This window comes from Gordoniibacillus kamchatkensis, from assembly GCF_000829455.1.
In the GTDB taxonomy this organism is placed as follows: domain Bacteria; phylum Bacillota; class Bacilli; order Paenibacillales; family NBRC-103111; genus Gordoniibacillus; species Gordoniibacillus kamchatkensis.
On sequence record NZ_JXAK01000074.1, the window covers coordinates 1 to 26,684 of the forward strand.

The following is a 26,684-nucleotide window of genomic DNA, read 5'->3' on the forward strand; positions in this document are numbered from 1 at the left end:
CTGATCCAGAAGGGGGCCGTCTGCCTAGTAATCCACGTTGGTTCGCATTTCTTTGAAAACTGAATACGAAGCCTTATTTGGAAATTTTTTCACTCGTCCCAAGTCGTCGTCTGTCAAGCAACATCTTCTAATGGCTATAAAAATTACGTGAAGGGTGAGGTTACTATGAACACTAATCAATCCATCGTGAGCTTTGTTCAGGAAAATTGTGTAAATGTGGTTGCTGGCGAAGACATCAATTACATTAAGGCGAAAGACGCTTTACTTCAATGCGTAATTGAACATGCTTCCGATCTATCTGAGGAGTCCATCGAATTGTTGGCATCTGACCTTGTTAAATTACGAGAAGATGGTGAAGTACTTTTGAAACAGATCTTATTCCGCTTGAAAAAAGAAAACAAATTGACGAAACTAGCGGATTCTTTAGCAGCTGCATATTATCACAAAAAATCAATGTTCTCCCTTCTACCAGCTGGTTTTGCTATACTGGAGAGATTTGGTTATCCGAGCGGTTTCTTTAATGCTGTTGAAGGCCCAGATCTTGCGCAAGTTAGGGCTGTTAGATGGAGAAATAGAGGGTTATCGCTTGATAAAAAAGGTGAACCAAAGATTAATCCTAATATCTTTGCTTCGCATGTACTTAGGAGGATGACCCTCGTTCAACATGAGAGCGGCCAGTTTTTCGTTTACAGTAAGAAGGGGATTTTTTTTGCAATCTCTGATCTGGTTATTAAGGCGGTGTGTCGAAACATCATAAATGAAGCTGAACCCAACCTCTGGCGCAGGAAGTTGGAAAAGGAGTATTTCGAGGCATTGAAACTTGAAATCCCTATTGTAAAGTCTATGAACCCTGAAAAGGGGTTTGTGAATCTAACAAACGGCATGCTCAATTTGTACAAAATGGAATTGGTTGAGCACAGTCCGAAATTCCTGTCTACTATTCAAGTCCCGTTCGACTACAACCCTGATGCCGAATGTCCAACCTTCATGCGGTTTCTCGAAGATGTATTTGAAGGCGACCAAGAACGCATTATGCTGATTCAAGAAATTTTGGGCTATTTATTCCTGCCCGACGTAAAGATTCAGAAGGCTTTCTTTTTCGTAGGGCTTGGGTCAAACGGAAAGAGCGTTTTAGCTGAGGTTATTCGGAACTTGGTTGGCCATGAAAATGTTTCGAATGTTTCGCTAACTGAAATGGGTGGGCGTTTTGGAATGCAAGATTTACCAGGGAAACTTGTGTGCATGTCAACAGAGAACGAATTTTCAGGAAAGTTTAAAACCCAGAAGTTCAAAAATGTGACAGGCAGTGATTCACAATATATTGATGTGAAGTTTAATAAACCAATTAATGCAGTTTTGTCGGCAAAAGTTGTCATCTTACTAAATCGCATGATGGACACAGAAGATTTATCACATGGCTTTTTTCGAAGATTACAAATCATTCCGTTTAACAAAAGATACGAAGAGTTGAAAGCCGGTCAAATTCGTGAAGAAGGCGTAAGTTACGCAGATAAGAACTTAGTTGGTAAAATTCTTAGCGAAATGCCTGGAATTCTTCGTTTCGCGATGGAAGGGTTGACTCGGTTAATCGAAAATCAGTTCAATCTGACCGAGAGCAAAGTTTGTGAGAAAGCTTTGCAGGATTACAAGGCAAAACAAAATCCTGTTGTTGAGTACTTTCATTCTCGCATTGAAGCTGGGGTGATAATCGTCGATCCGAGTGCAACAACACGCCGCTCGAATTTCAAAAAAGACTTTGACGAGTGGGCGCGTGATAATGACTACAATGAGCTGACATCAATCAATAGTAGTACTTTTTTAGAATTATTCAGAAAAGTTTTGTATGAAAAGAATATTACCTTCGAAGAACCAAAGCATCATGGAGAGTTTGTGATAAAGGGCTTGCGACTCTGCGGATACTGGTAATAGGGGGGCATTGGGGGCAAGGGTTTTCAAAAATCTTTATTCATATGCGCCCCTGCCCTTCAAAATGGAGACTATAAGAGTTACGCTGATTATTTTAGAAGCTTAGCGATAAGTAAATGACCGTTGCCCCCGACCAACTGGCCCCAATTTACAGATACAGATAGTTTTCGCACCTAAGCATTGGATGTCATTCCAATGCTTAGGTGCTTTTTTATTTGTGGTTGAATGGAGTTGGAATACAGTTCACTCAGTTGCGCGGCGGATGTTATTTTTGCACTTTGGGGGTCTTTGGACTTTTGGCTTGTATTTAGATTATCGAGGATTGGACTTAGATCAAAATTATTATTTTTCATCTATATTTTTATCTGAACTGCAGTTGAAAATTTCATTTCTCATAATGCGACTCATCTAAAGCACAGAAGGCATGGGTCAATCCCAAATTTGCGATGTATGGGGATGATAAGCATGCCTTCAGTATTTGATAAGCTCGTAAAAACGGAAGAAGAAATCAAACAAGATGTAATCAGTGACTTTACATCTGCGCTTTTAAGTGAGATCCAAAAGCTGGTTGAAAAATACGGAAAAGAGGGTCTGAAAGAGATGTTAAAATAAGTTCAAACCCTTTGAAAGGTGATAACCGCGCTGGCATCAAATATTTCGATGCTGGCGCTTTTCTTTTATTATCGGCTACAAACACACTATGACACCTTATGTGTTTTGCATGGTATAGTTATTTTGTTGGGAGGTGGCTGCATGAGTGATAGAAAAACGGCTGTCGGCTATATTCGCGTATCAACAGACGAACAGGTACGGGAAGGCTATAGTTTAGACAATCAGATCAAAGAAATCGAGAAAAAATGCGAGCGCGAAGAATGGGAACTTCTGAAAATCTTTGATGATAAGGGTGTATCTGGAGCTTTGCTAGAGCAACGAACTGGCTTAAAGTCGATGCTAAAATTCATCAAAGAGAAGAAGGTTGATTATTTAGTCATTTATAAGATGAGTAGGTTAAGCCGTAAAATCTTCGATATAGTGAATATCGCTGAGTTTTTGGAAAAGAATAGCACCTATCTTATCTCTGTAGAAGATAAGATCGACACATCAAATCCTATGGGGAAATATTTTTTGGTCTTTTCCTCCATCATTGCTGACATGGAGAGAGAAAACATCATTGTTCAGGTAAAGGGCGGGATGTCTCAAAAAGCAAGACAAGGAGAATGGAATGGTGGAGAACCGCCATTAGGCTATGATCTTGTTGACAAAAAATTGGTTATAAATGTTGAGGAAGCCGAGATCGTGAAGTTAATCTATTCAGAGTATCTTAAAGGAAGTGCATATTTGGCGATAGCTGAGATGTTAAACCAGCGTACTATTAAAACCAAAAAAGGTAAAAATTTTAGCGGTACAAGCGTAAAGGGCATTTTGCAAAACCCGACATACACCGGGAAAATAAGGTGGGGTCACCGAAAAGACTGGGGAAAGCGGCATGAAGACAATAAACGTAAAAGGCAATATGATGACAATCCCATTATAAGCAAAGGGATACACGAAGCAATTATTGACGAAGAGTCGTTTAATAAGGTGCAGGAAATGATTAACAGCAATCCGCGCCGTAATATGAAGAGGTTTGACGGCAAGCATTTATTAAGTGGATTGCTGAGATGTCCTGCATGTGGTTATGGTATGTCTTATCAACCTGCTACAAGTAAAGGTAAAGAGTATGGATATTACATATGTAACCAATACATGAATCACAAGACCTGCAAGCCGAATGGGGTTCGAAAAGACCTTATTGAGGAAGAGTTTTTAACCATATTCGAACAGATCGTTAACGAACCGGATTTTAAAGCGAAAATGATGTCATCTTTGAATAATTCCGATGAACAAATTAAGGAGTTAGAGCGGAGCGTCAAGCGTAAGGAAAGCGAAATTAGTATATTGAAAGGCAAGCAAGACAAACTGTTCGATGAGTTGACCGAAGGGAATGAGGCGTATCGGTCAGAAGTTCGAATTAAAATCCAAGAGAATCTGGATAAGATCGCAGCATTTCAAGAAGAGATTAGCGCTACGCGGGAAGAAATAAGAAATCTTAGGGGAAGTCGTTTAGACCTTGATGAGATAGTTGAGCTATTCGAGAACGTTGGAAAAGTAATTCGCTTATTAGATAAAGAAGCCCAGCAAACGCTGGTTAGAAAGCTGATAAGCAGCATTAAAATCGAGAATAAACACATTGCAGAGGTACATTTCAGTTTTCAGCAAAGTTTTAGGATTGGGGGTGGTACGGGGAACCGTATCATAAATGAGGCGAAATTTTTGGCCTTACATACTTGCTCGGTTTGGAAGGTTTATCCGAAGGCATAGTAAGGGATAGGCTACCTTAAAAAAATGTTAGAAACTAAGAGGAAAGTTTACTATTATAGAAATAGAAGCTGGAAGAAATTGATTATTGAGGTGAAAACAGTGCACTTGAAAATGGTAACCATTCGTAATTTTAGAGGTCTCCGTGACGTTTCAGTTCCTTTAGATAAAACTACTGTTTTAATTGGAGAAAATAATTCAGGAAAAAGTTCTTTCTTGGATGCTGTTCGCCTATGTCTTGCCAGAGGGGGAAAGCGGTCTTCCCCGTTTGATGAATATGATTATTATACTAATGAAAACATAAGTAATCCCAAAGACACTGAGGGTATACAAGTACAATTCTTGTTTCAAGAAGAAAAACCGAACGAATGGTCAGAGACCCTCATCCGAAACCTTGGGGAATTAGCTCAACCAGTTGCATGGGACATGAACCCCGAGGAAGCAATTTATACTGTGAGGGTAAGTGTAACATCAAAATATGAGGAAGCGAGAAATGATTTTTACTTGAATATTGAGTTTTTAAACCCTGAAGGCGAACCTTTGCCTCCAAGAAATCAGACTAATACAAGTTGGTCAAACTTCATTCAGGAGACCCCAGTATTCTATCTATCAGCTCTAAGAGATATTAAAGAGTCCTTTGGAGCAAGATCTCAGTTTTGGGGAAGCTTTCTAAGAAATATTAATATTCCACAAGATAAGGTAGTTGAAATTCAAGATAGTTTGCAGAGTTTGAATGAGGACATCTTTACAAATGACGAGAGATTGGAGGGATTAAAGACTACACTTGAAAATATACAAGAAGTGATCGCCCTCGGAGCAGGTGATACAGTCTCAATACAGGCCTTACCTGTACGCATTTGGGATTTATTGTCCAAATCCCAAATTGTATTAAAAGGTCGAGGTGGAAATGTGAGTTTCCCGCTACAACGTCATGGACAAGGAACTCAGAGTTTAGCAGTTTTATTCTTATTTCAGGCATACATAGACGTTTTATTAAAATCTGCATATTCTCGAACAGCTAATGCAATACTTGCTTTGGAGGAACCAGAAGCTCATTTACATCCCCAAGCTGTTAGAGCACTAGCGGATCAAGTTCAAAGAATAGATTGCCAAAAAATTATTACCACTCATTCTCCCTACTTCTTTCAGAATCTTGATTTATTAAATATCAGAGTATTTAAGAAGAATGGCTCAGAAACAAGGGTCCATTACTTAAAGGAGTATGTTTCAACTAGGGTTGTAGCCCATCATGGGTTGGAACGTTTCGTAGAGTCGAAAAAGGGCAAGTTTCATTATAACCTTAGTTCTTCAGAGTTAAAAGCATACGCCCCGTTAAACGAACACGAATTGAATGCTTTGGAAGGAATGAACAGAAATTCCGAGCATTTCGAAAATATAAGTGAGTTCTATTTAAAATCACAGCAAATTTTAGATAAAGATGAAAGAACGGACTTATACACTTTTGCCCAAAGGACAAGAGGAGAATTATTCTTTGCAAGAGGGTGGCTATTAGTTGAAGGACAGACCGAATACATTGTATTAAGTTATTTCTCAGAAGTTATAAATAAATCACTTGATACCAATGGTGTAACCATAATTGATTTTCAGAATAATGGGTCACCTGGAGCATTCGTAAAATTAGCTAAATCTTTATCGTTTACTTGGAGACTATTAAGTGATAGTGATGATCAACTTGAGGGTACATTATCTCAAATCAAAAAAACAGGTTATTCTGAGGAAGAGACAAACAGATTGGTGAAAATCCTTCCGTGGATTGATTTTGAAACTTATTTGGCTAATGAGGGCTTTATAAATGAATATGAGGCAATACTAGGTGATAAGGTTCGTGAAGTAACAGTACCGCGGCATAGTGCTGAGTACCCTATTCATATTGCAAATCTTATTAAGAAAGACAAGGTTGGTAACGCATTAAAATTTGTTGAATACTTAAAAAATCATAATTTTGATAGTAGAAGAATACCCGAATTATTAAGACAGTTGATTAATGAATGTGTAGGTGAGGCTAATGCAATATAAGGAAGCCATAAAGAGAAATATTGAATTGCTTACTGATGTCCAGAAAGAGGCTGCTTCCTGGGATGAGGGACCTTTATTAGTCTTGGCGGGTCCTGGGTCAGGAAAAACCAGGGTTCTCACTTTGCGAATTGCTAGGTTACTTGTAGAATCTAGCGATGATAACTTTCGTATACTAGGACTTACGTTTACAAATAAAGCAGCAGATGAGATGAGAACCAGGATACGCGAATTAATTCCAGGGATGGATAAAAGATTATACCTTGGTACATTTCATTCTTTTTGTGCCGAGGTGCTTAGAAATCATGGCTCCCACGTTGGGGTAAAACCTGATTTTACGATTTATTCCGAAAATGAAGACTTAGATGAAATCGTTTCAGAAGTATACAGTTATTTATTAAGACAGGGCAAGATTAACCCCTTAAACGTTTCCAAGGTTTTGCCTATTATTCAATATTTAAAAAGCAGACTTATTCTACCAGAATCAGACTTGTCTTCTTACATTAGTAATATTGAGGACAGGCAAGCTATAGAAATGATTTACATGAACTACGAGCAAAAACTTAAGGACTTGAATGCTCTAGATTTTAACTCACTCATCATGAAATCCTACGAGTTATTTAGGAAATACCCTTTTGTAGCCAAGCATTATCGAACTATCTATCCATATATTTGTATTGATGAGTTTCAAGATACAAATCAGGGTCAGTACAACTTAGTTCGAAGTTTAACACTAGGAAAACATAATAATTTATTTATTGTAGCAGATGATGATCAAGTAATTTACCAATGGAATGGTGCAAGTGCATCGAGAGTTGAAGAGTTCCGAAAAGACTTCAATGCTCAAGTTATACAACTACCTGAGAACTTTAGATGTCCACCAGAAGTAGTTCAACTGGCTAATAACTTGATTCTATATAATGTAAATAGGAGCAAAGACAAGAAGCCTTTACTAGCAAAAAAACCAATACAGGATTCGTTTGAAGTAAATTTAGAGTACTTTCCTGACTATCCAACAGAAGCAGATTGGGTTGCCGAAATTATCCAAGAAACATACGCTCTAAATCAGAATAAGACGGTAGCAGTCATTGCAAGGAATAGAAAGCTAATACAGCCCATTTTCGAAAAGTTAAAAGCTAATGAGATTCCTGTTGTTATTGGGCAAAGGAAGAATGAGTTCGAAAGTACACAACTATCATGGGTGCATTTTATTCTGCGACTTGCACATAAACGAAACGATAAAAAGTTCTTGAATAAGGTAGTTTCAAACTTTAGCTTGTTAACGGAAAGTACCCTAAATGCAGAGGAGATAATCGCCTGGAGTAAAGCTACAGACGGAGATTATTTGAGGGGTTTTTTAATTGCCGTGCAGAAAGGAATTTTAACTGACGGTCATTTATTGAAGTCACTTGAATTCGACTTGGTTGAAGGGAAAGACTTTTTCAGGTTTATTGAAGTTTGCTTTGGATGGCTTGATGAGCATATGGACATAAGTCAAAATAAGGAGGATGTACTTTATTATGACGAAAAAAGGGTTTGGGACGATTTACAATCTTCACTTCTATCGAGATACGACAGGGAAGAGCTAACATTGGGCATGTTTCTTCAAGAGCTGGATTTGTTATCCAAGGAAGCAGAACCAGATGGTTCAACTGTTCAATGTCTGACGATACACGCATCAAAAGGAAAAGAATTTGATTTTGTGTACCTAGTTGGTATGGTCGAGGATGAATTGCCTTCATTTCAGAGTAAGAAAAAAGGGGATCACAGTATTGAGATGGAGGAAGAACGTCGAAATTGCTTTGTTGCAATTACAAGAGCTAAAGAGATTCTAACAATGACTTACTCGGAAAGGTATAATGGTTGGGTTAAGCAACCTTCCCGATTCCTTTATGAGATGGGTGTGCTTCAGCAAAATGATTAAATTGTGAAAAAACAGTGATGAAAATAACTAAGGAGAGTCCTGTTCAAACTCTCCTTAGTTGTTTTTATTTCCCTTACCTTTACATTACTATGGCGCGCCACGGCAGAAAAAAGTTCGCCTTAGAGATGATACGGTGAACCGTATCACAAGTAACGACGAAAAATAATTGTTGTAGTTCTTAAGTTGCAATACAATTAAAATATGTAAAGAGCTGAGGACTGCATGGAAGAGCATAAGAAATCAATAAGGTGCAACTGAATATTACAAAATACAATTCTAAATAAATTGCTTCTTGGTGCGCACAAGCCAACAACGACAGCTTTTACAGAGGTTTCTTGTGTTGAATAATGGACATGCTGTCGTTTACGAAATTAAGACAGTGTTTGATAATCTTGATCGCCTTGAGTCACAAATTACGAATTATTATAAAGCTTTTACCCGTGTGTCAATTCTTGCTTCTGAGAACCATATTGATACAATACAAAATACAAAAGCGACTTGAGGACTCGCCCCCAATAGTCCAATAACAGGACATTCTAATCTTCAATGTTGCTCTTGACTTGGAGTGTACTCCAAGTTGTAAAGTGATTCTTAGTCAAGTAAATATCACTTTTGGGGGGCGTAATCATGAGCACATCAAAAATAGTTTTGATCACTGGCGGAAACAAAGGTATTGGTCTTGAGACTGCTAGGCAATTGGGCAAACTAGGATTCACAATATTGCTCGGTTCAAGAGACGAAGCAAGAGGACAGGAAGCGACGGCTACCCTGACGGCTGAGAACATAAATGCAAAGGCAATTACCCTGGACATAACAGACTTGGATACAATACAATCCGCAGTAAAACAAATTGATGATCAGTATGGAGCGCTTGATGTTCTGATTAATAACGCTGGCGTGTGCTTAGAAAGTGGTCTTCCTCCGAGTCAACACGAATTAACTGTTCTAAGGAATACTTATGAGACAAATGTTTTCGGCAGTTTTTCTGTCACTAAGGCAATGCTCCCTTTGATTAAAAAATCGCCTGCTGGCAGAATTGTAAACCTTTCAAGTGGCTTGGCTTCCTTGACCGAGTATAATACCCCGGAATCGGATGCCGAAAAATACGGAATAAATTTACTCGCCTACATGAGTTCGAAAACGGCTGTCAATGCACTAACAGTCTTGTTTGCCAAAGAATTAAAAGATACGCCAATCAAGATAAATTCAGCTGATCCAGGGTATACAGCTACGGATTTGAATGGACATACGGGTTATCGTACCGTTGAACAGGGCGCTTCCATTGTCGTGAAACTCGCCACCCTTCTGGACGATGGTCCGAACGGCGGTTTCTTTGATGAGAACGGAGTGATACCGTGGTAATACGTCAGGAGGTGCGGCAAAGTGAGCGACATTCCCGAAACCGTAAGCACAATAAAACAGGCGGCTGAATTCACGGGTCTGTCAGAAGATACGATCCGCTATTACGAGAAGATCGGGTTACTTCCGTATGCCGACCGCAAAGCAAGCGGACACAGAACGTACAGTAAACATCAATTGGATGGCATGGTCTTTTTAACGAGACTCAAAGCAACCGGAATGACACTGGAAGAAATGAAGCATTTCCGTAAGCTTTACGAAATGGGTGAAGCCTCACTCCCTGAGAGAGTCTCCATTCTAATCGAACACAAGAATAGAATTCAGAACGAGATTGACAGATTACTGGAGACACAAAGGATGATTGATTACAAAATTGACAAGTTCAAAGAGGCCCTTGTAAATCCGGAAGTTAACAAAAAATGGAGATCCCCATTTGCCGATTGAGAGCTTTCTTATTGAACGCTTCTGCCCTTTAATCAACGGGTGCCAGTCAAATACTTTATTTTCCTAACACTTTGGAAGGGGGCAAACAGATGTAACAGAGCACGATGGTTGAGCAAGGCTATGCAGGATACTGCGAAACTGAAATATTCTATGCTTCGCTAGGTCGTTCATTCCCGATGCTGGTGATGTATCCCTCAGATACCCCTGAATCGGAGGATCAATTGGGGCCTTATCCGTTGGAGCTCGCAAGAGACGCGGAGCCGGCGGAAGGAACGTTCCCTTTGGTCTTGATCTCTCACGGCTCCGGCGGGACGCCATTAGCGTACCGAACGCTGGCTAGGCATTTGGCGCGAAACGGGTTTATCGTCGGCATGCCTGAGCATCCGTTCAATAACCGGAACGATAACAGCCTGGAAGGTACGGCAAAGAACCTCTCGTACAGGCCGAGACATCTTAGGATGGCCGCCGACTGGTTTTTCGAGAATAAGAGGTTCGATGGGAAAGTGAAACCGAATGCCGTCACGATCATCGGGCATTCGATGGGCGGTTACACAGCTTTGGCGGCGGCGGGCGGCGTGCCGACTTCTTTTCCGCACGAGTCCCCGGACTGTCAACCGCAGCTCATCGAAGTCGAGCCGGACCGCCGAATCCGCTCTCTGGTATTGCTGGCTCCGGCATCGGTTTGGTACCAAGCCGAGGGGGCGCTAAACTCGGTTACCGTTCCGATCCTGCTGCTGGACGCGGAGAAGGATTCGTATACGCCGTTATTTCACGCCCAGATTATACTGGGGGGAGTTGCCGACCGAAACATGATTCTTTATCGTACGGTCGAGAATGCCGGGCACTTCTCCTTCCTAAGCCCGTTTCCGGAGTCGATGATCAACTCGTCGTTTCTTCCGTCCCAAGATCCTCTGGGCTTCGATCGTATACAATTCCAGAAGACCCTGCAAGATGAAATATTGAGTTTCCTTCGAAATCAGCACTCATAAAAAACCGCCCAACCGTCGTACGGTTGGGCGGTTCGTTTCCTGTTCAGCGGAAATCCCGCGGCAGCCTGCGGTTCACGGCAACTTGATGCTGCTCGTCCTGAACATGCCACTCGTCAAGATTTTCGCCAAGATCATCGAGACGCCCGCGAAGTACCTGCTGCCGATCATTGTCGCGATCTCGATCTTCGGCGTCGCCGGGTAATTCCTAAAAGTACTTTAGGGGCCATCAAGGCTGCCACGTGACACACTTTGAGGGTTTTTAGCCGATAGACCCGTTACGCTGAACCGTATCACAAATAAGGGCAAGTTTTAAATATGCTCCCCTTTAAGTAGACAGGTTTAATAAATAAACCGGCTACTTGCAGAGGAGCATATCAGTTACCGTGGATGCCGAAGTCCTTTCGTGTCCTTTAAAATGGTTTTACCACATCATCTGAATCAGTGGAGTAAGCCAGCTCTTTCTGTGCTTCCAGAACGGCCAGTCTGTCCAGTAGGGCTGCCCGGATTTGCTCATAGGCGTCACTGCCCAACGCCATACGCGTCGCACCCTCTCCCTGATCGACACGATGGATAATCTTCTGCGCCATTTTATCCGGATCGCCGACAACCATTTGGTTGAACATGCTCATATCTATACCTGGCAGTTCCCCCTTCATCAGGCTAACGAATTGGCCCGCCTCCGTATCCCGGTATTCGTCCATCCGCTCACCGAATACGGCGTTGCTTGTAATGAAATTCGTTCGGATTCCGCCGGGCTCCACCATAGTGGTCTTAATATTGAACGGAGCCACTTCCTTAGCCAGCGCTTCAAAGGCCCCTTCGACTGCCCATTTCGAAGAACAATACAGCCCCATACCCGGAATAGAATAATGACCCGCCATACTCGAAATCTGTACAATGTGACCGCCGCCCTGCTTACGGAAAAAAGGCAGGACTGCACGCGCTGTACGCAGGGAGCCAAGCACATTGGTCATGAACTGATGCTCAATTTGCCTGTCGCTTGCTTCTTCCACTGCGCCATACAATCCATAGGCTGCATTATTGACAAACACATCGATCGTGCCCAGTTCTGAAAATGCACGTTCCACGACTTCAGCAATTTGCTGAGGGTTTGTCAGATCTAAATTAGCCTGCCATAGTTGGGAGCCATACTGTGCCTGCAGATCATCCAGCACACCCGGCTTGCGTACCGTTGCGGCTACACGGTCCCCCCTATCCAGCAACCGGCGAGTTATACGTGAAGCCAAGCCTCCTGACGCTCCTGTAATGAACCATGTTTGCATGCTAAACACCTTCCAATCGTTGTCTTCCACTGAATCATACAAGCAACTGGAGGGAGCTAGCCACAGCACGTCTATTCTATTAACGGGAGTAACAGTCTACGGGAGCTGCCTGTCCTGCTCCAGTAAACGCAATAATCTCTCCTCCGTGCCAGAACCGGGAACCGGAACAAAGAAACACCAGTGCAGTCCAGGGTCGTTATCAATGACAGCCGCCGAATGGAGCACGAACTCCATCTCCTGTGCGTCAGGAAGACGAAATAATGCGGTGGCTTGGCGCTTTTGCTTGACTTCATATAGCTCCCAGAAATGCACGAATTCTTCGCTTTCCCGTCTCAAGCGTTCGAACCGTTCCATATACAACGGGTTGTTCTTGTAAAGGTCGAAGCTTGCCCGCAGAACCGCTACGGAGTAACGGGCAAAACCTTCCCAATTCAGCAGTCTTGTACGGTAATCCGGCTTTAAAAACATAATGTTCATCATATTCCGTTGGTTGTCCGGCAGACTGCCGAAATCGGCTACGATCAGTTCTGCTGCCCGATTCCAGGCGATAACATCCGTACCTTCGTCCGTGATAAAAGAAGGATAATAAAGTTGATCTACGATTTTCTGCAAAACTCCCGCATCCGGCCCTCCGTTATTCGGCACTGTAACGACACTCGCCGCGTCTACATTGGCCAGATCGAACAAATGCTTCTGCTCATCCTCGTCAAGCTGAAGCGCTTTGCTGATACTTAGCAGCACTTCCGGCGAAGGATTCACCTCCTTGCCTTGTTCCAGCCAGGTATAGTAAGTCACGCTTATATGGGCAAGAAAAGAGACTTCCTCTCTTCGAAGTCCCGGCGTGCGTCTCCGTCCGGGCAGCGGCTGGATCCCGGCCTCTGAAGGCTGCAACCGTTCTCTGCGCGATTTAAGGAAGTCACCCAATGCGGATGAGGAACGATTCATTTTCAACTAGGTCACCTCTATTTGCTCATATGGAAGATATATATCGCGATTAACCAAATGGACCAAAATCACTTCATACACGATTATTATAATCTCTGTCAAGTGTCCGTTACCACAAAAGAGAACCATAACCGAGGCTGTTAATCTTGCTAATAGTATAAACATGATGTGGTTAACCTCCTCCTATCGACGGTACGATTAAGATAATTTACATCAGAGCAGTGCTATCGATAGGAGGTTTTGTATCTTGAACAAGTATGCATATCGAAACAAGCTGGCTGTAGTCACCGGTGCTTCATCAGGAATCGGGAAAGCGTATGCCAAAGAACTGGCGGCACGAGGCTGTCACGTCGTTCTGGCGGCGCGCTCCAAGGACAAACTGGATGCAATGGCGGGGGAAATCAACCGCCAGTACGGGGTGCAGGCCTATGCAATGGCTTGCGATTTGTCCAAAGCGAATACCCCTCGTCAACTGGCCGAACAAATATCCGAACTGGGCTTATCGGTCGATATTCTCATCAACAACGCAGGCGTTGGCACTTATGGCCGTTTCGAGGAAATAGACCCGGAGCGCGAGCAGGAAGAGATTATGCTGAACACGGTTGCGTTAGTCGATCTTACTCATCGGTTGCTGCCTGATATGCTGAGGCGAGAGGACGGAGTCATCGTTAACGTGGCTTCGATGGCCGCGTTCATGCCTTGTGCTTATTCTACAGTTTACGGGGCTACCAAAGCATTTGTATTGTCCTTCTCTGAGGCGCTATGGGCAGAAACGCGTGGGCGAGGCGTTCGCGTGCTTGCACTGTGCCCGGGTGCAACCGAGACGGGTTTTTTCGATGCGGTCGGCAGCGAGGATATGGGAGCGGGTCAAAAGCTCTCGACCCCGGAGAAGGTTGTACAGGCCGGATTTCGCGGAATCGACCAGGGACGCAGCTACATCATCGATGGCCGTAACAACTACCTTATGGCTCAAATGATCCGATTTTTTAGCAGGCGCAGGGTAGCTTGATCATGGAACGCATGTCAAAGCCCAAAAGGCACTTATAGTTAGTTTCAAAGGGCCATCCTGCAAAGGATCGACCTAAACTTGCCGTTACAAAATAATAATGACCCCTCGAAAAGGGGCCATGGCGAAGGCTGAAGATATTTCGGCATAAGCTTTTAGGATAAAGTTCGATCAATCGCATAGCGCAGTTGAACAACGCCACTGCCGAGGGGCTTGCAGTTCAATAGTTGCACCTGCTTAAATCGATAGTTGTCTTTGTCGATCAAGAGATTTAACCCTCTGCCTTCCAATACGGGTGCCACATTGAAAATCACTTCGTCTACAAGTCCTTGACCCAGGAATGAATTGTGGATATCCGCGCCGCCGCTAATAAGAGCGGTCAGATGGCCCTTCTCCTGCAGGTAATCCAAGGCTTCCTCTGGCGATCTCACAACCTTTACGCCCGGGATTTCCGAGGCGTTCTTAGAAACAACAACGATATCGATATCGGCAAAGGGCCCTGGTCCACCGCTGCCACGCATTCCTTCGAAGGTCCGACGCCCGACAATGAAATTTCCTGCAGCTTTGGCGTGTGTAAAGAAGTCGTCCAACGCTTCTTTTTTCGGCGGATTTTCGGGGCCGGATTGTGCATAATTGCCATTGGCGGTTAAGGTTGCCCATAGAATGGTTTTCATAGTCTTACTCCTCCTCGTATTCGATTCGATAATTTTCGGATAGCTGCTGCCACCCGATCCGGACGATCCTCTTGAACATAGTGTGAGGCATCTTCTAGAATATCGGTTTCGTTCATCGGCAAATATTTCTGCCATTTGGCCATCTGTTCGAGCGGGAAGCCGGCGCTATCTTTCGTTCCCCACAAAATCTGTGCAGGCAAATCGGACAAATTCGACAACTTCGATTCAATGTCGGCGAGCCATATTCGTGCTTTGCGGATATACCTTGGAAATACCCATGTCGGAATCCTGGACTTCGGAGTCGGGAACGGATCGGTATAAGCTTTGCGCAAACGATCCGTGACTTTCTCGGTATGATAGATCCCGTGCGGTACGATGACTTTGGCGAAAAAATTACGCTGTGTTTGAAGCCAGTACCCGAAAGGCCAGCCCCCCATGGCGAGCGAGAACAATTTCATCGGCAATATTTTCGCAGGCCATGCCCAAGTATTCATCACGACGATGCCGCGCAAGTTATCTCGATGCCGTACCGCGTAATTCAGGCCGATCGGACCTCCCCAATCCTGAACGACTAATATAAAATCCTTCAAATCCAGACGGCGAATTAGATCCTGAATGGCTTCCGAATGCTCCTGTGGCGTAAAGCGGTACCGTCAGGCGCCTTCGACATCCCGAATCCGGGGTAGTCCGGAGCGATAAGGCGGAACTCTGTACGAAGCTCCTTGATTACGTTGCGATAAAGATAAGACCATGTAGGGTTGCCGTGCAGGAGAAGAATTGCCGGCCCCTGCCCTTCGTCGACGTAGTGGATGTATCCATCTCGATAAGGCAGCCAGCGGTCGGTGAACGGGTACTCCGCAGGGTCTAATTCAAACGGTCTATTCAGGATGATCCCTCCTTTCTACGGAATGCTTAACATGTTTTCCCGTCCTTGCTTCACATCTTAATTGATTTGTGCTACATTTGAAAAGTAGTTACATTAAAGTGCAATAGTTTCAAAAAATGAACTATGGAGTGGTCAAAATGATGGATCGATCCTGCCCTGGTACTGTTGAACCTATCCTGGAAATCTTGGATGGCAAATGGATGCTTCTTCTCCTATTCGAACTGTTCAACGGGAATCGACGTTTTGGCGAGTTGCGTCGTAAACTGCAACCGATTAGTCCGAAAACTTTGACCGATCGCTTGCGACTGTTAGAGGAAAAAGGAATCGTCACGCGTACTCTTTACCCAGGCGTACCGCTGCATGTCGAATATGACCTTACCGAGAGCGGGAAGGCGCTGCAACCGATTTTTGAAGCGATGTGGACGTGGACTCAGGAGCATGGCGCATATCTGCGGAACAAACCGATCGAGAGGGATCAAGAAGCAGAGAGGGTAATGTGAATCGGGTAGTCATATCTTTAAAATGAAAGGGCCATCCCAAACAAGGATGGCCTTAAAACTTGCCTTTACACACAACGCGCTGAACCGTATCGCAAGTAACGGCAAGTTTTTTTGGGGAAGACGTCCACGGCAATTGTTCCTCTTACTAAACAAGGAGTTTTGGTGCTGAGGTCAAATTTATAGTAGGAAATGGACGATTAAGAGAGGCTGCCGATGTGTTCGATCATTTTTTGATCAAGTTTGAATCCGATTTACGCAGTTATTGTCGAATGCTTACAGGAACACCGTGGGATGCCGACGATTTATATCAGGACACGTTACTGAAAGCGTTCAAGGCAAAGGAAAAGCTTTTTCGACATCCATCGCCAAGGGCGCTCTTTTTCCGGATTGCTTCGAACGCCTGGATTGATGAATGCCGACGAAGAAAAGCAGATGTTGGTCTGCCGGACGGCTACGAGGCCTTATCTGCAGAATTCGATGAGTATTCGCTCGACATTAAGGATTCTCTGGAACTGTTGGTTTCCGCAGTTCCGCCATTCCAAGCGGCAGTTGTATTATTAGCTGATGTTTTCGACTATAGTTCCCGGGAAATTGCGGACATACTGGAGACCACGGTAGGAGCGGTAAAAGCCGCGCTTCATCGAGCACGCAAGCGCTTAACTTCTCTTGCCCAAGACTTGGCATTGAAGGATACACACTCCATAAGCAAAAACACAGAAAGGCAAGCTCTATTGATTCAACGGTTTCTGGCAGCATTTCGCCTACAAGAGCCTATGGCGATAGCTGAAGCGTACCATCACCTTACCCAAGTCGGTATTCGCGCAGAGCGCCATTTGCTGCAGGGCAAGCTACATTTTACATTTCGTGATCCTGAAGGAAATGCCTTTACGATTATTGCTGAATAATTCGTATTTTATTATTTCTCTACCGTATCGTTTGTTTGTCTTCATCCGTGTATGAAGTGAGGAAGAACAATATGGAAGGGAGTTTTGAAGATGATTATCAAAAATCGGATCAACACCTGTTTCATTCATCTGAAAGACCTAAAGAAAGGAAAGGAATGGTACAGAATGGTATTTCCGTTCGAGATAGCGGCAGAGGGTGATGACTTCCTCGAGTTCAAGATGGAAGGGACCGGTCTGATATTACTACAATCCCATCATACGGATTTTACACCATTGCCGTATTCCGTATTTTTCTTTGAAACATCCGATGTAGAGCAAGTCTTTCAAGAGTTAACGCAAAAAGGCGTAAAAACCGACGGAATCCAGCCGTTTCCGGATGGGATGCGCGGCTGTCACGTCTTCGACCCTGAAGGCAATATGTTGCTTATTTGCACTCCGCCCAATGCATGACCGAGAAAAATGAATAAGGACCATATCAAATAACGGGCATTCAGGCTAATTGCTTAGCGGAACAAGGCAAGAGCAATCCTTCGGCGGCACATGGCCGCTAAGGGACTGCTTTTTAACCTAATCGGATTAGGATGCGGATGTCGATTCTTGGCCAACTGTATCCGCCTCTTTTCTCGTCAGGACGCCGCCAAGCAAGAACGTTCCGAGCGAAAGCGCCAGACAGACCGCCGAGAAAATGCCAATTGACGAATATCCGCCAAGTTGGTCATAAAGTAAGCCGGCTAGCCACGCACCGAGCGTGTTCGCGCCGTTCATCGTCGAGTTGGCCAGGCTGGAAATCGTCCCCCGAATGAAGGCGTTCAGCGAGGTGAGCGCCTCCATAACAATCGGGAAGATAATTCCAAGCGTCGCGAAAATAATCAGATAGATGATTGTCACGACAGGGAGATTCGCCAGTTGAGGCATAACCGTGTAGAGTACCGCGAGCATCGACAATCCCGCTGCGACTGATTTCGCATGGCCCAGCCTTCGAGTCGCATAGGAGCTAATCATGCTTCCCAGCAGAGTACCGAACCCGAGGAACATCATCACGGTACCGATCTGCCCGATGGTTAGGCCAAAGCGATCGGCCATCCACTTGCCGACGAAGGCGAATGCAGTGCCGCTCCCTAAGTGCAGGAGCAGGTAGGCAAGGAAGCCGCTCCTTGCCTTTCCGCTTGCGATCAGCGGGACATATCGGCGAAGGATCGGCGTCCGTTCGGCCTTGCGCGCACTAGGCTTCATATCGGGCAGCAAGAAGAAGGCAACGGCAGCTAACAGCAACGAAGCGATTCCAATCGTCCAAAACGGAACGGACCAACGGGTACCCGCGAGCCAGCTCCCGATCGGCACGCCAAGCGCCTGGGAAGCAGCCAGGCCTGCGAAGGCGATGCCCATTGTCTTCGATATTTTGGCCGCCGGCATGATGGCGGGAATGGATGCCCATACCTGTGGTGCCGTAAACGCCGCACTGACGCCGGCAAGGAAGCGGAAGAGGCACATCGTCCAGAAGCTATCCGCGAAGCCGCATAGCGCCGTCGATACGGAAAATCCGAGCAAGCCGCCAAGCAGAACGGTTCTTCGGTTCCACCCATCGGACAAAGGTCCGGCAATCAGGGCGAAGGCGGCCGAACCGAGCGTGTAGGCACCGAGCATCCATCCGGCGATCCCCGTCGGAACGCTGAATTGTGTTTGCAGCGTCGGGAGCAAAGGTGAAATGAGAAAAGTATCGGTTCCAATCATGAACATGATGAGAAAGAATAGTACGGTATATTTACTCATGGTCGATCACTCCTACTGGTTATAGTTGCTTGCTGTGTCTATCGTAAGCCATAATGGTGACAGAACCTGTCATGGACTCATTCTTTTTTTTGGGGGGGGGGGGGAACCAGGATGCCCAAGTCCAAAAGGCTGATGGAACTGATGATGACCGTTAACCGGAAGCGGCGGTTCAAGGTTCAGGAACTCGCCGACGAATTTGGAGTCTCAAAGAGAACGATTCTAAGGGATTTGCAAGAGCTAAGCGAACTGGGGGTACCTCTTTACTCGGAAGTGGGTCCGCATGGGGGCTATCAAGTGGTAAGGGAGAGAGTGCTGCCGCCAATCGCTTTCACGGAGGAAGAGGCTGTGGCAATGTTCTTTGCGGTGCACGCTTTGCGCCATTACTCCTCGCTGCCGTTCGAAGCGGAATCCGCTTCGGCGCTGAACAAGTTCTACCTCCATATGCCCGGTGACGTTAGGGATCGTATCGACAGCATGAAAAACCGGGTCGACTTCATTACGCCGACAAGGCGGGGCGATGCCCCTTGCTTGGCGATCCTGCTTGATGCGGCTGTGCATCGGAAGGTGCTCATCATCGAATACGAGTCGAAGGAGGAAGGTGGGGAAAGACGCCAAGTTCAGCCGGTCTGCATATATGCGAACAACGGTTTCTGGTATTGTACGGCCTATTGCTTCCTGCGCAAAGGTTTCCGTGTGTTTCGGTGCGATCGGATACGTTCTGCGGAGTATGACGCGTCCGGCATAAAGCCGCTCGACCTGAGAGACGTGAATCTCAGTCGGCGCGATGCAGCAGAGCCGAGGAATCCTGTCCGCCTTCGCGCGGTGCTGAGCCGAGCCGGCGTCCAGCGCTGCGAAGCCGAGCTGTGGCTTGCTCCAATGCTGCAAGTGCGTGAAGACGGAAGCGGCGTGATCGATAAGGACGTGTCCCGCGGCGACATTCCTTTCTACACGGAATTCTTCATCGGACTAGGGGACGGGGTCGTTTTGGAGGAACCGGCGGAATTGAAAGAAGCGATCCGAACAAAGCTCGCCGAGATGCTGGTCCGGTACCAATGAACGGGCGCGATGCCACACGGATATGCGAGGTTCTCTTATGGCTTCATTCAGATCGTCCGGGCTTTTTTCGAGCTGGGATTGCGCAGAATCGGTAAGCTGCAGAAACTGATTGACGGAACGGTGTTCCCGGACTATCGTAAAAATCGGTTTGCACAGCAGCCGGCATTTCGCGATCAGCTCTCTCGTCAGTCTCTTGTGCGGACTTCATGAACTGGCTGCTTTTTCCGTCTTCCTCCGCCCCAACCGGTTCGTTCCAATTACCCCCGCTATAATGAGTGCCGAGCCAATAAGGTGATACAACGTTACGTTTTCCCCGAGAAACAAAGCCCCTGCCGCAATGGAGACGATCGTCGATAGATTGGCGAATACGCTCATTTTGGCGGCTTCCATTTTGGACAAAATGTAGGTTGCCGCTAAGGCAGTAACAAGCGAGGACAAGATGCCAAGGTAGAGTACCGACGCGATAAAAGTACCGCTGGCGAGCGGTGCGAAAAAGTGGCGCAGCGTCCCGGCGGCCGAATGGCTAACGAGCGAAAAGGCCAGAAATGCGGCGAAGCCGATCCCCTGCATCAAATAAGTAATTTCAGCCGGGCTGAACTGCTTGGAAAGCGAGCGGGCCATAACGCTGTAACCGGCAGATGCGACGCACGTCAGGACCAGCAAAAAAATGCCCGCTATATTCGACAGATGAATAGTGCTTCCCTTCATGACAAAGATGAACACGACGCCGAACACCGACAAGGCAATCGACAGCTTCTGCAGGACGCTTGCAGCTTCTTTCAAAAAGATAGAGGCAAGCACCATCGTCACAACCGGGGTGAACGCATACAAAATGCCGCCCTCGGCAGAGGTGGCGCGCTGCAGCCCGAACGCTTGAAGGGCAAAGAAGCCGAGCGGGTACATGACGGCCAGCAGCAGCGCTTTACATAGCGGTTTGCCGCGGTAAGCGAGCTTGATCCAGCCGAGGCCACCGGGACGGACATGACCGCGAACGAAGCGGCAAAACGAAACGTCAGCGTATCGAGCGGGCGGGCGTATTCGAGCGCCGTTTTGGTAAACAAAAATGAAAATCCGACGATCATCGCGTTCAGCACGGCAAGCGAATAAGCAAGCTTCAGTCCTTTTTGTGTATTCATCATATCTTCCTCTCTCGCGTATCGGTTCTACTTGAAAGGTATGACAAAACGCCGCTCCGGACAATGTCTTTTTGCGCAAAGTGTATCGATACAGTTGGAGGGAGCAGTATAATAGGTTAGAGGAAATAGATGTCCCGCATTATCCGAACAGGGGGAGCGGCGTGAAAAAATATTTGTCCATTTTGTCCGATCTGGAGCAAAAAATGATGGAAGGACAGTACCGTCCGGGCCAAAAGCTGCCTTCCGTCCGCAGCGCCGTGAAGCTGTACGGGTGCAGCGTCAGTACGATCACGCGGGCATACGCGGAGCTGGAGAAGCGCCATGCCGTTTATTCGGTGCCGCAAAGCGGCTACTACGTCGTCGGCAAACCGGAAAACCGCCATCACGACGCGGAAGGCGAAACGATCGATTTTGCATCGGCATCGCCTGACTTGACTGTGTTTCCGTATTTGGATTTTCAGCATTGCTTGAACAAAGCGATCGATACGCACAAATACCACCTGTTCACATACGGCGATCCGCAAGGGCTGAAGAGCTTGCGCCAAACGCTTGTTTCCCATTTGGCCGGCCATCAAGTGTTTGCCGAAGCGGAGCGCATTGTCGTCACTTCGGGCGTACAGCAGGCACTGGAAATTTTGGCGAAAATGCCGTTTCCGAACGGCAATTCGGCCATTTTGGCGGAGCAGCCGAGCTACGATATGTATTTGCGTTACCTCGAGGCGGAGGCGATTCCGGTTTCCGGCATCGCTCGTACGGCGGCAGGGATCGATTTGCGGGAATTGGAGGAAAAGTTCCGAAGCGGCGGGATCAAATTTTTTTACACGATGTCGAGATACCATAATCCGCTAGGTACGTCGTATAGCACGGAGGAGAGGAAGGCGATCGCCGCTTTGGCCGGAAAATACGGCGTGTACGTCGTGGAGGACGACTACATGGCCGACTTGGGCGATGAGCGGAATTTCGACCCGATTTACGCTTACGATACAACTTCGCATGTCATCTATTTGAAGAGCTTTTCGAAAATCGTGTTCCCGGGTTTGCGCTTGGGAGCAGCCGTGCTGCCGGAACCGCTTTTGGAGACGTTCCGCTCCTGCAAACGATACGGCGACACCTCGCTGTTGTCCCAGGCGGCGCTCGAAGTGTACATCAAAAGCGGCATGTATGAGCGGCACAAGCACAAAATATACAGCCAATATGCGGGGCGGATTCGCGCGCTGAATGAGGCGGTGCAGCGCTACAACGATGACGGGATGATCGATGTATCTGATGTCAGGGCCGGTGTCTACATGCAGTTTAAGCTGCCGCAGACGGTCAATTTGGAGCGTTTGACGAAGCGGCTTGCGGCAAGGAAGATCAGTGTCGTGTCCGGCAAACGATTTTATTTGACAGGATACCCGGAACGGGACAAGTTTTTGCGGATCAGCGTTTCGCGGGCGAAGCCGGAGCAAATCGATGCGGGGGTCAAGGCGATCGTCGAGGAGGTAAGGCGGGGCAGGTGGTAATATCCTTCGCATCGCGGCGGAAAATTGTTATCGATAAGATAGAAAATGGTGTATAATAGAAACATTCGTATAGATGGAGGGTCAGTGCGTCGATGATGATGACCGTTTTTTTGACAGTTGCGATCGGTTGATGAACCAACTGAATAGCGCGAATGAATGAGAGAAGCCCGCAACCGTAACCGCTGTGCAGGGTTTATGTTTTCATGGGTTTTTCCGCGCATTCGATTGTCAAAGAACGGAATAGTCCATCACGCTCTTGGCTGAGGCGTCTTCGTATGAAGGACCTTGGCATGTTTGCATAGAGACGCGAATGAACTTTTGTTCATTCGCTTTTTTTGTGCCCGAAATCGAATACGAAGGAGTACGAAGCATATGGCTCACTTGTTTGCAACGGTATTGCCGGGGCTTGAGCACGTCCTGGAAAACGAGATCAAAGTTAAAATCGCCGACGCCAAGCTGCAAGGCTCGGAGCGGGGCAAAGTGTATTTCGCTTCCGGCTGGCCGGCGGAAGCGCTTATGGGATTGCGGACGGCAGACAATTTGTACGAGCGGATTCACCGCTTTCGGGTCGGCCCCCATAAGCTTCACCTGGCTGATATCGAGCGCGAAATATGTCGGCTGGATCTGTCCTGGGCTGCCCGCTCATACCGCACCGGAGAGGTTCTGTTTAAAGTCAACGCCAGCCGCGCAGGGAAGCATACGTACTCCCGGTTCGATGCGGCGGAAGCGGCAGCGCGAGGGATAGCGAGGCGCGACTCCCGCTTCCGGCATAACGCGGACGGCATGCATGAAGTGGAGTTCCGGCTCGACATTCATCACGATGACGCGCTCTTCGCCTTGAAGCTGACCGATGCGTCGTTTCGTTTCCGCAACGGGCAACGAAGCTTCGCCCTCGCCGCGTTGCGGCCTACCGTCGCTCATGCGCTCGTCTGGCTGTCGAATCCCGCAGCGACGGACGTTTTTGTCGACCCGTGCTGCGGCTCCGGTACGATACTTTCCGAACGTCTCGCCTATCCGCATCGTCAAATCGCAGGCGGGGACCTGTCCGAGGAAGCCGTGGAAGCTGCGAAAGCCAATGCCGGCATCCATCATCGTGTCGGGATTCATCATTGGGACGCCCGGCGGCTGCCGATCGATTCCGGATCGGTACACAAAATCGTGACCAACTTGCCTTTCGGCCGGCAAATCGCAGCGGACGAACCTATTCCCGAGCTGTATCGGGGGATTGTCAAGGAAATAAACAGGGTGCTGCACAATAACGGCTCCGCCCTCTGTTTAACGGATGCAGATGCCGAGTTGCAATCGGCCGCCGAGCGGGTGCAGCTGAGCTGTACGAAGGTGGCGGCTCTCAGCTTGAAGGGGCTTCACCCGACGCTATATATGCTGGAGAAACGGTAAGGCTCCGTACGAACCGAACCGCCTCCGCTATACAAAGCCTCTATGCGCTTGCCGGTACGCCCCGGGCGTCAGGCCAAGCTTGCTGCGAAAGACGCGGATAAAATAATTGTAATCGGTAAAGCCGACCGCCTCGGCGATCGCCGGCACGGGCTCGTCCGAATGGGCGAGCCTGCGCTTCGCTTCCTCCAGCTTCAGGTGCAGCGAGTATTGGAGCGGGGTAAGGCCGGTGTGCCGTTTGAGGCAGCGCGTAATGTAGTCGAAATCGAAATGCAGCGCATCCTCCAGCTCGGCGGCGCGAAACGGCTCGAACCTGCGGCTTTCCAGGAAGGCGGCGGTGCGGTCGCTGACGAGACGGGAGCCAGCAGGCTTGGACGAACGTGCGGCGGCCTGCTGCAGCAGTGCCAGAAAGCGGATCGACAGCGCCAGCTCCGGTACGGCGTTTTGCACAGACGGCTTGCGGTGCAGCTCGACCATTTCTTGGAGAATGGGTACAAGCGGCTTCACGTCGATCGTCCCCCATTTCGGGATGACGAGCGTCCGCACCGCCGGCTGCTCGTCGCGGTCGGTGCCGGCCTGCAGCAAGGCCGTCCACGGCACATCCCCGCTGGCGACGCGCCGGGCGGGAACGGGATGCGCATAGTGAATCCAATATATTTCCGTGTCCTCGCCGCAAGGCCGGTGGCCGAAATGCGTCCGCCCCGGCTCCAGCACAAGCCACTGCCCCGCCCCGATGTCGTAAAGCGTATCGTCCTCCGTCATGAACAGCGCGCCGCGCACCACCAGCAGCATGTCGTAAACTTGAAAATTGCGGCGAAAATGCTGCGCCCCGGCCTTCCATACCGAGTGTCCGACCGTGATCAGCTGCGGCAGCGGCGGGACGGTAAGCTGCAGGCAATCCATCCGGTTTCCCCCTTTGGCGAAACGGCAAAGTAAGCTTTGTTTGCGCTTTCAGTATAGCAAATATGGTCGATTTTGTGCTATAGATAGTCGATACCCTCCCTTTTGCAAACGCCCGGGCCGCGCTACAGTGGAAAAGGAATCCATGCTGGAGTGGGAGGCGTTCATTGTGCGGTTCAGACAAGTTCATCTCGATTTTCATACGTCGGAGGCGATCGTCGGCATCGGCAAACGTTTTGACAAAAAGCAGTTTCAGGAGGCGCTGCGGATCGGCGCGGTCGATTCGATCACCGTGTTCTCGAAATGCCATCACGGCTGGGCTTATCATCCGAGTGAGGCGAACGAAACGCACCCCGGGCTCGAGTTTGACTTGCTGGGGGCGATGATCGAAGCGGCGCATGAAATCGGCGTCAAGACGCCGGTCTACATTTCCGCGGGGCTCGACGAGAAGCTGGCGCGCCGCCATCCGGAATGGCTCATGCGCCGCAAAGACGAGAGCACGACATGGGCGAAAAGCTTTATGGAGCCGGGTTACCACCAATTTTGCCTGAATACGCCGTATCTGGACGTGCTGCTGAAGCAAATCGAGGAAACGGTGTCGCGCTACGATCTGGACGGCCTGTTTCTCGATATCGTCGGCGTCCGTCTGTGCTATTGCCAGTACTGCGTCGCCGAGCTGCGGCGGCAAGGAAAAGATCCGCGCAGCGATGCGGATGTGCTTGCGCTTGGGGAAGCGACATACGCCGCGTATACGCGCAAGGTGCGGGAGCTCGTGCACGGTCTGAAGCCGGGGCTGCCGATTTTCCACAACGGCGGGCACATCCGGCGCGGCCGGCGCGACTTGGCGCACGCGAACACGCACCTCGAGCTCGAATCGCTGCCGACCGGCGGCTGGGGGTACGATCACTTCCCGCTTTCGGCGCGCTATGCGCAGACGCTCGGCATGCCGTTTCTCGGCATGACCGGCAAGTTTCATACGTCGTGGGGCGAGTTCGGCGGCTTCAAGCATCCGAACGCGCTGCGGTATGAAACGGCGCTGTCGCTCGCGAACGGCGCGCGCTGCTCGGTCGGCGACCAGTTGCACCCCGAAGGGCTGATGGACCCGGCAACGTACGAGCTGATCGGCAAGGCGTACCGCGAGGTGGCCGCGAAGGAAGCGTGGTGCACGGGCACGGCTTCGGTAGCGGACGTGGCGCTGCTGTCGGTGGAATCGCTGAAAACAAGCGAAGCGGAAAACCACGAGGACCGCACCGCCAAGCCGGATGCGGGGGCGGTCCGGATGCTGCTGGAGGGCCATGTCCTGTTCGATGTGATCGATACGGAAGCGGATTTCGGAACGTATAAGGTGATCATTTTGCCCGATCGGGTGGCGCTGGGGAGCGAGCTGCTGGCGAAGCTGCAGTCGTTCTGGGCGGGCGGCGGCAAAGTGCTGGCGACGGGCCGCTCCGGCTTGAATGAAGCGGGCGACGCATTCGCCGCCGACTTCGGCGTGGAATGGCTCGGCGTCAATCCGTACCGGCCGGATTACTTCCGCCCGCACTTTAAGCTGCGCAGCCTGGAACCGGCAGCTTACATATGTTACACGGAGGGGCAGTGGAATGGCTCGGCGTCAATCCGTACCGGCCGGATTACTTCCGCCCGCACTTTAAGCTGCGCAGCCTGGAACCGGCAGCTTACATATGTTACACGGAG

At 48.1% G+C, this 26,684-nt stretch carries 23 protein-coding genes and 2 pseudogenes; 17 read left to right on the forward strand and 8 right to left on the reverse strand.

Annotated features, from left to right (window positions below; genetic code table 11):
- Positions 1–165: 165 nt before the first annotated feature.
- The 9 genes and pseudogenes from SD70_RS28270 to SD70_RS39960 all read left to right on the forward strand — a co-directional run.
- Entirely contained in the window at positions 166–1,926 is a 1,761-nt protein-coding gene (locus SD70_RS28270; protein ID WP_041051806.1) for a DNA primase family protein, read from the forward strand.
- Positions 1,927–2,391: 465 nt separating this feature from the next.
- Complete coding sequence (locus SD70_RS36525) at positions 2,392–2,538, forward strand: hypothetical protein (RefSeq protein ID WP_156158243.1); 147 nt, start codon at positions 2,392–2,394, stop codon at positions 2,536–2,538.
- A 141-nt stretch (positions 2,539–2,679) separates the two neighbouring features.
- Positions 2,680–4,287 (forward strand): recombinase family protein, encoded by a 1,608-nt coding sequence (locus SD70_RS34150; RefSeq protein ID WP_052487990.1) that lies wholly within the window; start codon positions 2,680–2,682, stop codon positions 4,285–4,287.
- A 111-nt stretch (positions 4,288–4,398) separates the two neighbouring features.
- A complete protein-coding gene (locus SD70_RS28280) occupies positions 4,399–6,321 on the forward strand; it encodes an ATP-dependent nuclease (RefSeq protein WP_231571620.1) in 1,923 nt (640 codons plus the stop codon).
- Positions 6,311–8,242 (forward strand): ATP-dependent helicase, encoded by a 1,932-nt coding sequence (locus SD70_RS28285; RefSeq protein ID WP_041051810.1) that lies wholly within the window; start codon positions 6,311–6,313, stop codon positions 8,240–8,242. The genes SD70_RS28280 and SD70_RS28285 overlap by 11 nt, the downstream gene beginning before the upstream one ends.
- Positions 8,243–8,869: 627 nt before the next feature.
- The gene (locus tag SD70_RS28290; protein WP_041051812.1) at positions 8,870–9,604 is read left to right on the forward strand and encodes an SDR family oxidoreductase; all 735 of its coding nucleotides are present in this window, start codon (positions 8,870–8,872) and stop codon (positions 9,602–9,604) included.
- Between the two features lie 21 nt (positions 9,605–9,625).
- Positions 9,626–10,045 carry a MerR family transcriptional regulator gene (locus SD70_RS28295; RefSeq protein WP_052487991.1) on the forward strand — a complete coding sequence of 140 codons (420 nt, stop codon included), beginning with the start codon at positions 9,626–9,628 and terminating at the stop codon, positions 10,043–10,045.
- A gap of 104 nt (positions 10,046–10,149) precedes the next feature.
- On the forward strand, positions 10,150–11,034 hold the full coding sequence (locus SD70_RS28300; protein ID WP_041051814.1) for an alpha/beta hydrolase family protein: 885 nt from the start codon (positions 10,150–10,152) through the stop codon (positions 11,032–11,034).
- A gap of 76 nt (positions 11,035–11,110) precedes the next feature.
- Positions 11,111–11,227, forward strand: a pseudogene (locus SD70_RS39960) (tripartite tricarboxylate transporter permease); the annotation flags it as partial.
- A 217-nt stretch (positions 11,228–11,444) separates the two neighbouring features.
- Here the strand turns inward: SD70_RS39960 and SD70_RS28305 are convergent.
- Complete coding sequence (locus SD70_RS28305) at positions 11,445–12,317, reverse strand: SDR family oxidoreductase (RefSeq protein WP_041051816.1); 873 nt, start codon at positions 12,315–12,317, stop codon at positions 11,445–11,447.
- Between the two features lie 96 nt (positions 12,318–12,413).
- Positions 12,414–13,262 (reverse strand): helix-turn-helix domain-containing protein, encoded by an 849-nt coding sequence (locus SD70_RS28310; RefSeq protein ID WP_231571622.1) that lies wholly within the window; start codon positions 13,260–13,262, stop codon positions 12,414–12,416.
- 247 nt (positions 13,263–13,509) lie between these two features.
- Here SD70_RS28310 and SD70_RS28315 point away from each other — a divergent pair, with 247 nt between their 5' ends.
- Positions 13,510–14,271 (forward strand): SDR family NAD(P)-dependent oxidoreductase, encoded by a 762-nt coding sequence (locus SD70_RS28315; RefSeq protein ID WP_041051820.1) that lies wholly within the window; start codon positions 13,510–13,512, stop codon positions 14,269–14,271.
- A gap of 152 nt (positions 14,272–14,423) precedes the next feature.
- Here the strand turns inward: SD70_RS28315 and SD70_RS28320 are convergent, their stop codons facing one another.
- From SD70_RS28320 to SD70_RS39965, 3 genes are read right to left on the reverse strand one after another with little or no spacing between them, the layout of a single operon-like run.
- The gene (locus SD70_RS28320) at positions 14,424–14,942 is read right to left on the reverse strand and encodes a dihydrofolate reductase family protein (protein ID WP_041051823.1); all 519 of its coding nucleotides are present in this window, start codon (positions 14,940–14,942) and stop codon (positions 14,424–14,426) included.
- The gene (locus tag SD70_RS28325) at positions 14,939–15,532 is read right to left on the reverse strand and encodes an alpha/beta fold hydrolase (RefSeq protein WP_269432546.1); all 594 of its coding nucleotides are present in this window, start codon (positions 15,530–15,532) and stop codon (positions 14,939–14,941) included. The genes SD70_RS28320 and SD70_RS28325 overlap by 4 nt, the downstream gene beginning before the upstream one ends.
- Before the next feature lie 14 nt (positions 15,533–15,546).
- Complete coding sequence (locus tag SD70_RS39965; RefSeq protein WP_331436853.1) at positions 15,547–15,834, reverse strand: alpha/beta fold hydrolase; 288 nt, start codon at positions 15,832–15,834, stop codon at positions 15,547–15,549.
- 131 nt (positions 15,835–15,965) lie between these two features.
- Between SD70_RS39965 and SD70_RS28330 the strand changes: the two genes are divergently transcribed.
- The 3 genes from SD70_RS28330 to SD70_RS28340 all read left to right on the forward strand — a co-directional run bounded on the left by SD70_RS28330 (position 15,966) and on the right by SD70_RS28340 (position 17,683).
- Entirely contained in the window at positions 15,966–16,328 is a 363-nt protein-coding gene (locus tag SD70_RS28330) for a winged helix-turn-helix transcriptional regulator (protein WP_041051826.1), read from the forward strand.
- 215 nt (positions 16,329–16,543) lie between these two features.
- Positions 16,544–17,233 (forward strand): RNA polymerase sigma factor, encoded by a 690-nt coding sequence (locus SD70_RS28335; protein ID WP_041051829.1) that lies wholly within the window; start codon positions 16,544–16,546, stop codon positions 17,231–17,233.
- A 90-nt stretch (positions 17,234–17,323) separates the two neighbouring features.
- Positions 17,324–17,683: a VOC family protein gene (locus tag SD70_RS28340; RefSeq protein ID WP_041051831.1), complete on the forward strand. Its 360-nt coding sequence runs from the start codon at positions 17,324–17,326 to the stop codon at positions 17,681–17,683.
- A gap of 126 nt (positions 17,684–17,809) precedes the next feature.
- Here SD70_RS28340 and SD70_RS28345 read toward each other — a convergent pair whose 3' ends face one another.
- Positions 17,810–19,003: an MFS transporter gene (locus SD70_RS28345; RefSeq protein WP_041051834.1), complete on the reverse strand. Its 1,194-nt coding sequence runs from the start codon at positions 19,001–19,003 to the stop codon at positions 17,810–17,812.
- Between the two features lie 111 nt (positions 19,004–19,114).
- Here SD70_RS28345 and SD70_RS28350 point away from each other — a divergent pair, with 111 nt between their 5' ends.
- Entirely contained in the window at positions 19,115–20,059 is a 945-nt protein-coding gene (locus SD70_RS28350; RefSeq protein ID WP_041051836.1) for a helix-turn-helix transcriptional regulator, read from the forward strand.
- Positions 20,060–20,263: 204 nt separating this feature from the next.
- On the opposite strand, the pseudogene SD70_RS28355 reads toward SD70_RS28350, so the two are convergent.
- A pseudogene (locus SD70_RS28355) lies at positions 20,264–21,195 on the reverse strand (DMT family transporter).
- A gap of 161 nt (positions 21,196–21,356) precedes the next feature.
- On the opposite strand from SD70_RS28355, the gene SD70_RS28360 reads away from it, so the two are divergent.
- Both SD70_RS28360 and SD70_RS34155 read left to right on the forward strand, forming a co-directional pair.
- Positions 21,357–22,697, forward strand: coding sequence for an aminotransferase-like domain-containing protein (locus SD70_RS28360; RefSeq protein WP_041051838.1), 1,341 nt, complete (start codon positions 21,357–21,359; stop codon positions 22,695–22,697).
- A gap of 372 nt (positions 22,698–23,069) precedes the next feature.
- Positions 23,070–24,095, forward strand: coding sequence for a methyltransferase domain-containing protein (locus tag SD70_RS34155; RefSeq protein ID WP_052487992.1), 1,026 nt, complete (start codon positions 23,070–23,072; stop codon positions 24,093–24,095).
- A 27-nt stretch (positions 24,096–24,122) separates the two neighbouring features.
- Here SD70_RS34155 and SD70_RS28370 read toward each other — a convergent pair whose 3' ends face one another.
- Positions 24,123–24,995, reverse strand: a complete 873-nt coding sequence (locus tag SD70_RS28370) for a helix-turn-helix domain-containing protein (RefSeq protein ID WP_041051841.1) — start codon at positions 24,993–24,995, stop codon at positions 24,123–24,125.
- A gap of 166 nt (positions 24,996–25,161) precedes the next feature.
- Between SD70_RS28370 and SD70_RS28375 the strand changes: the two genes are divergently transcribed.
- Positions 25,162–26,684: beta-galactosidase trimerization domain-containing protein (locus SD70_RS28375; protein ID WP_082053725.1), on the forward strand; the 1,523-nt coding region annotated here is incomplete at its 3' end.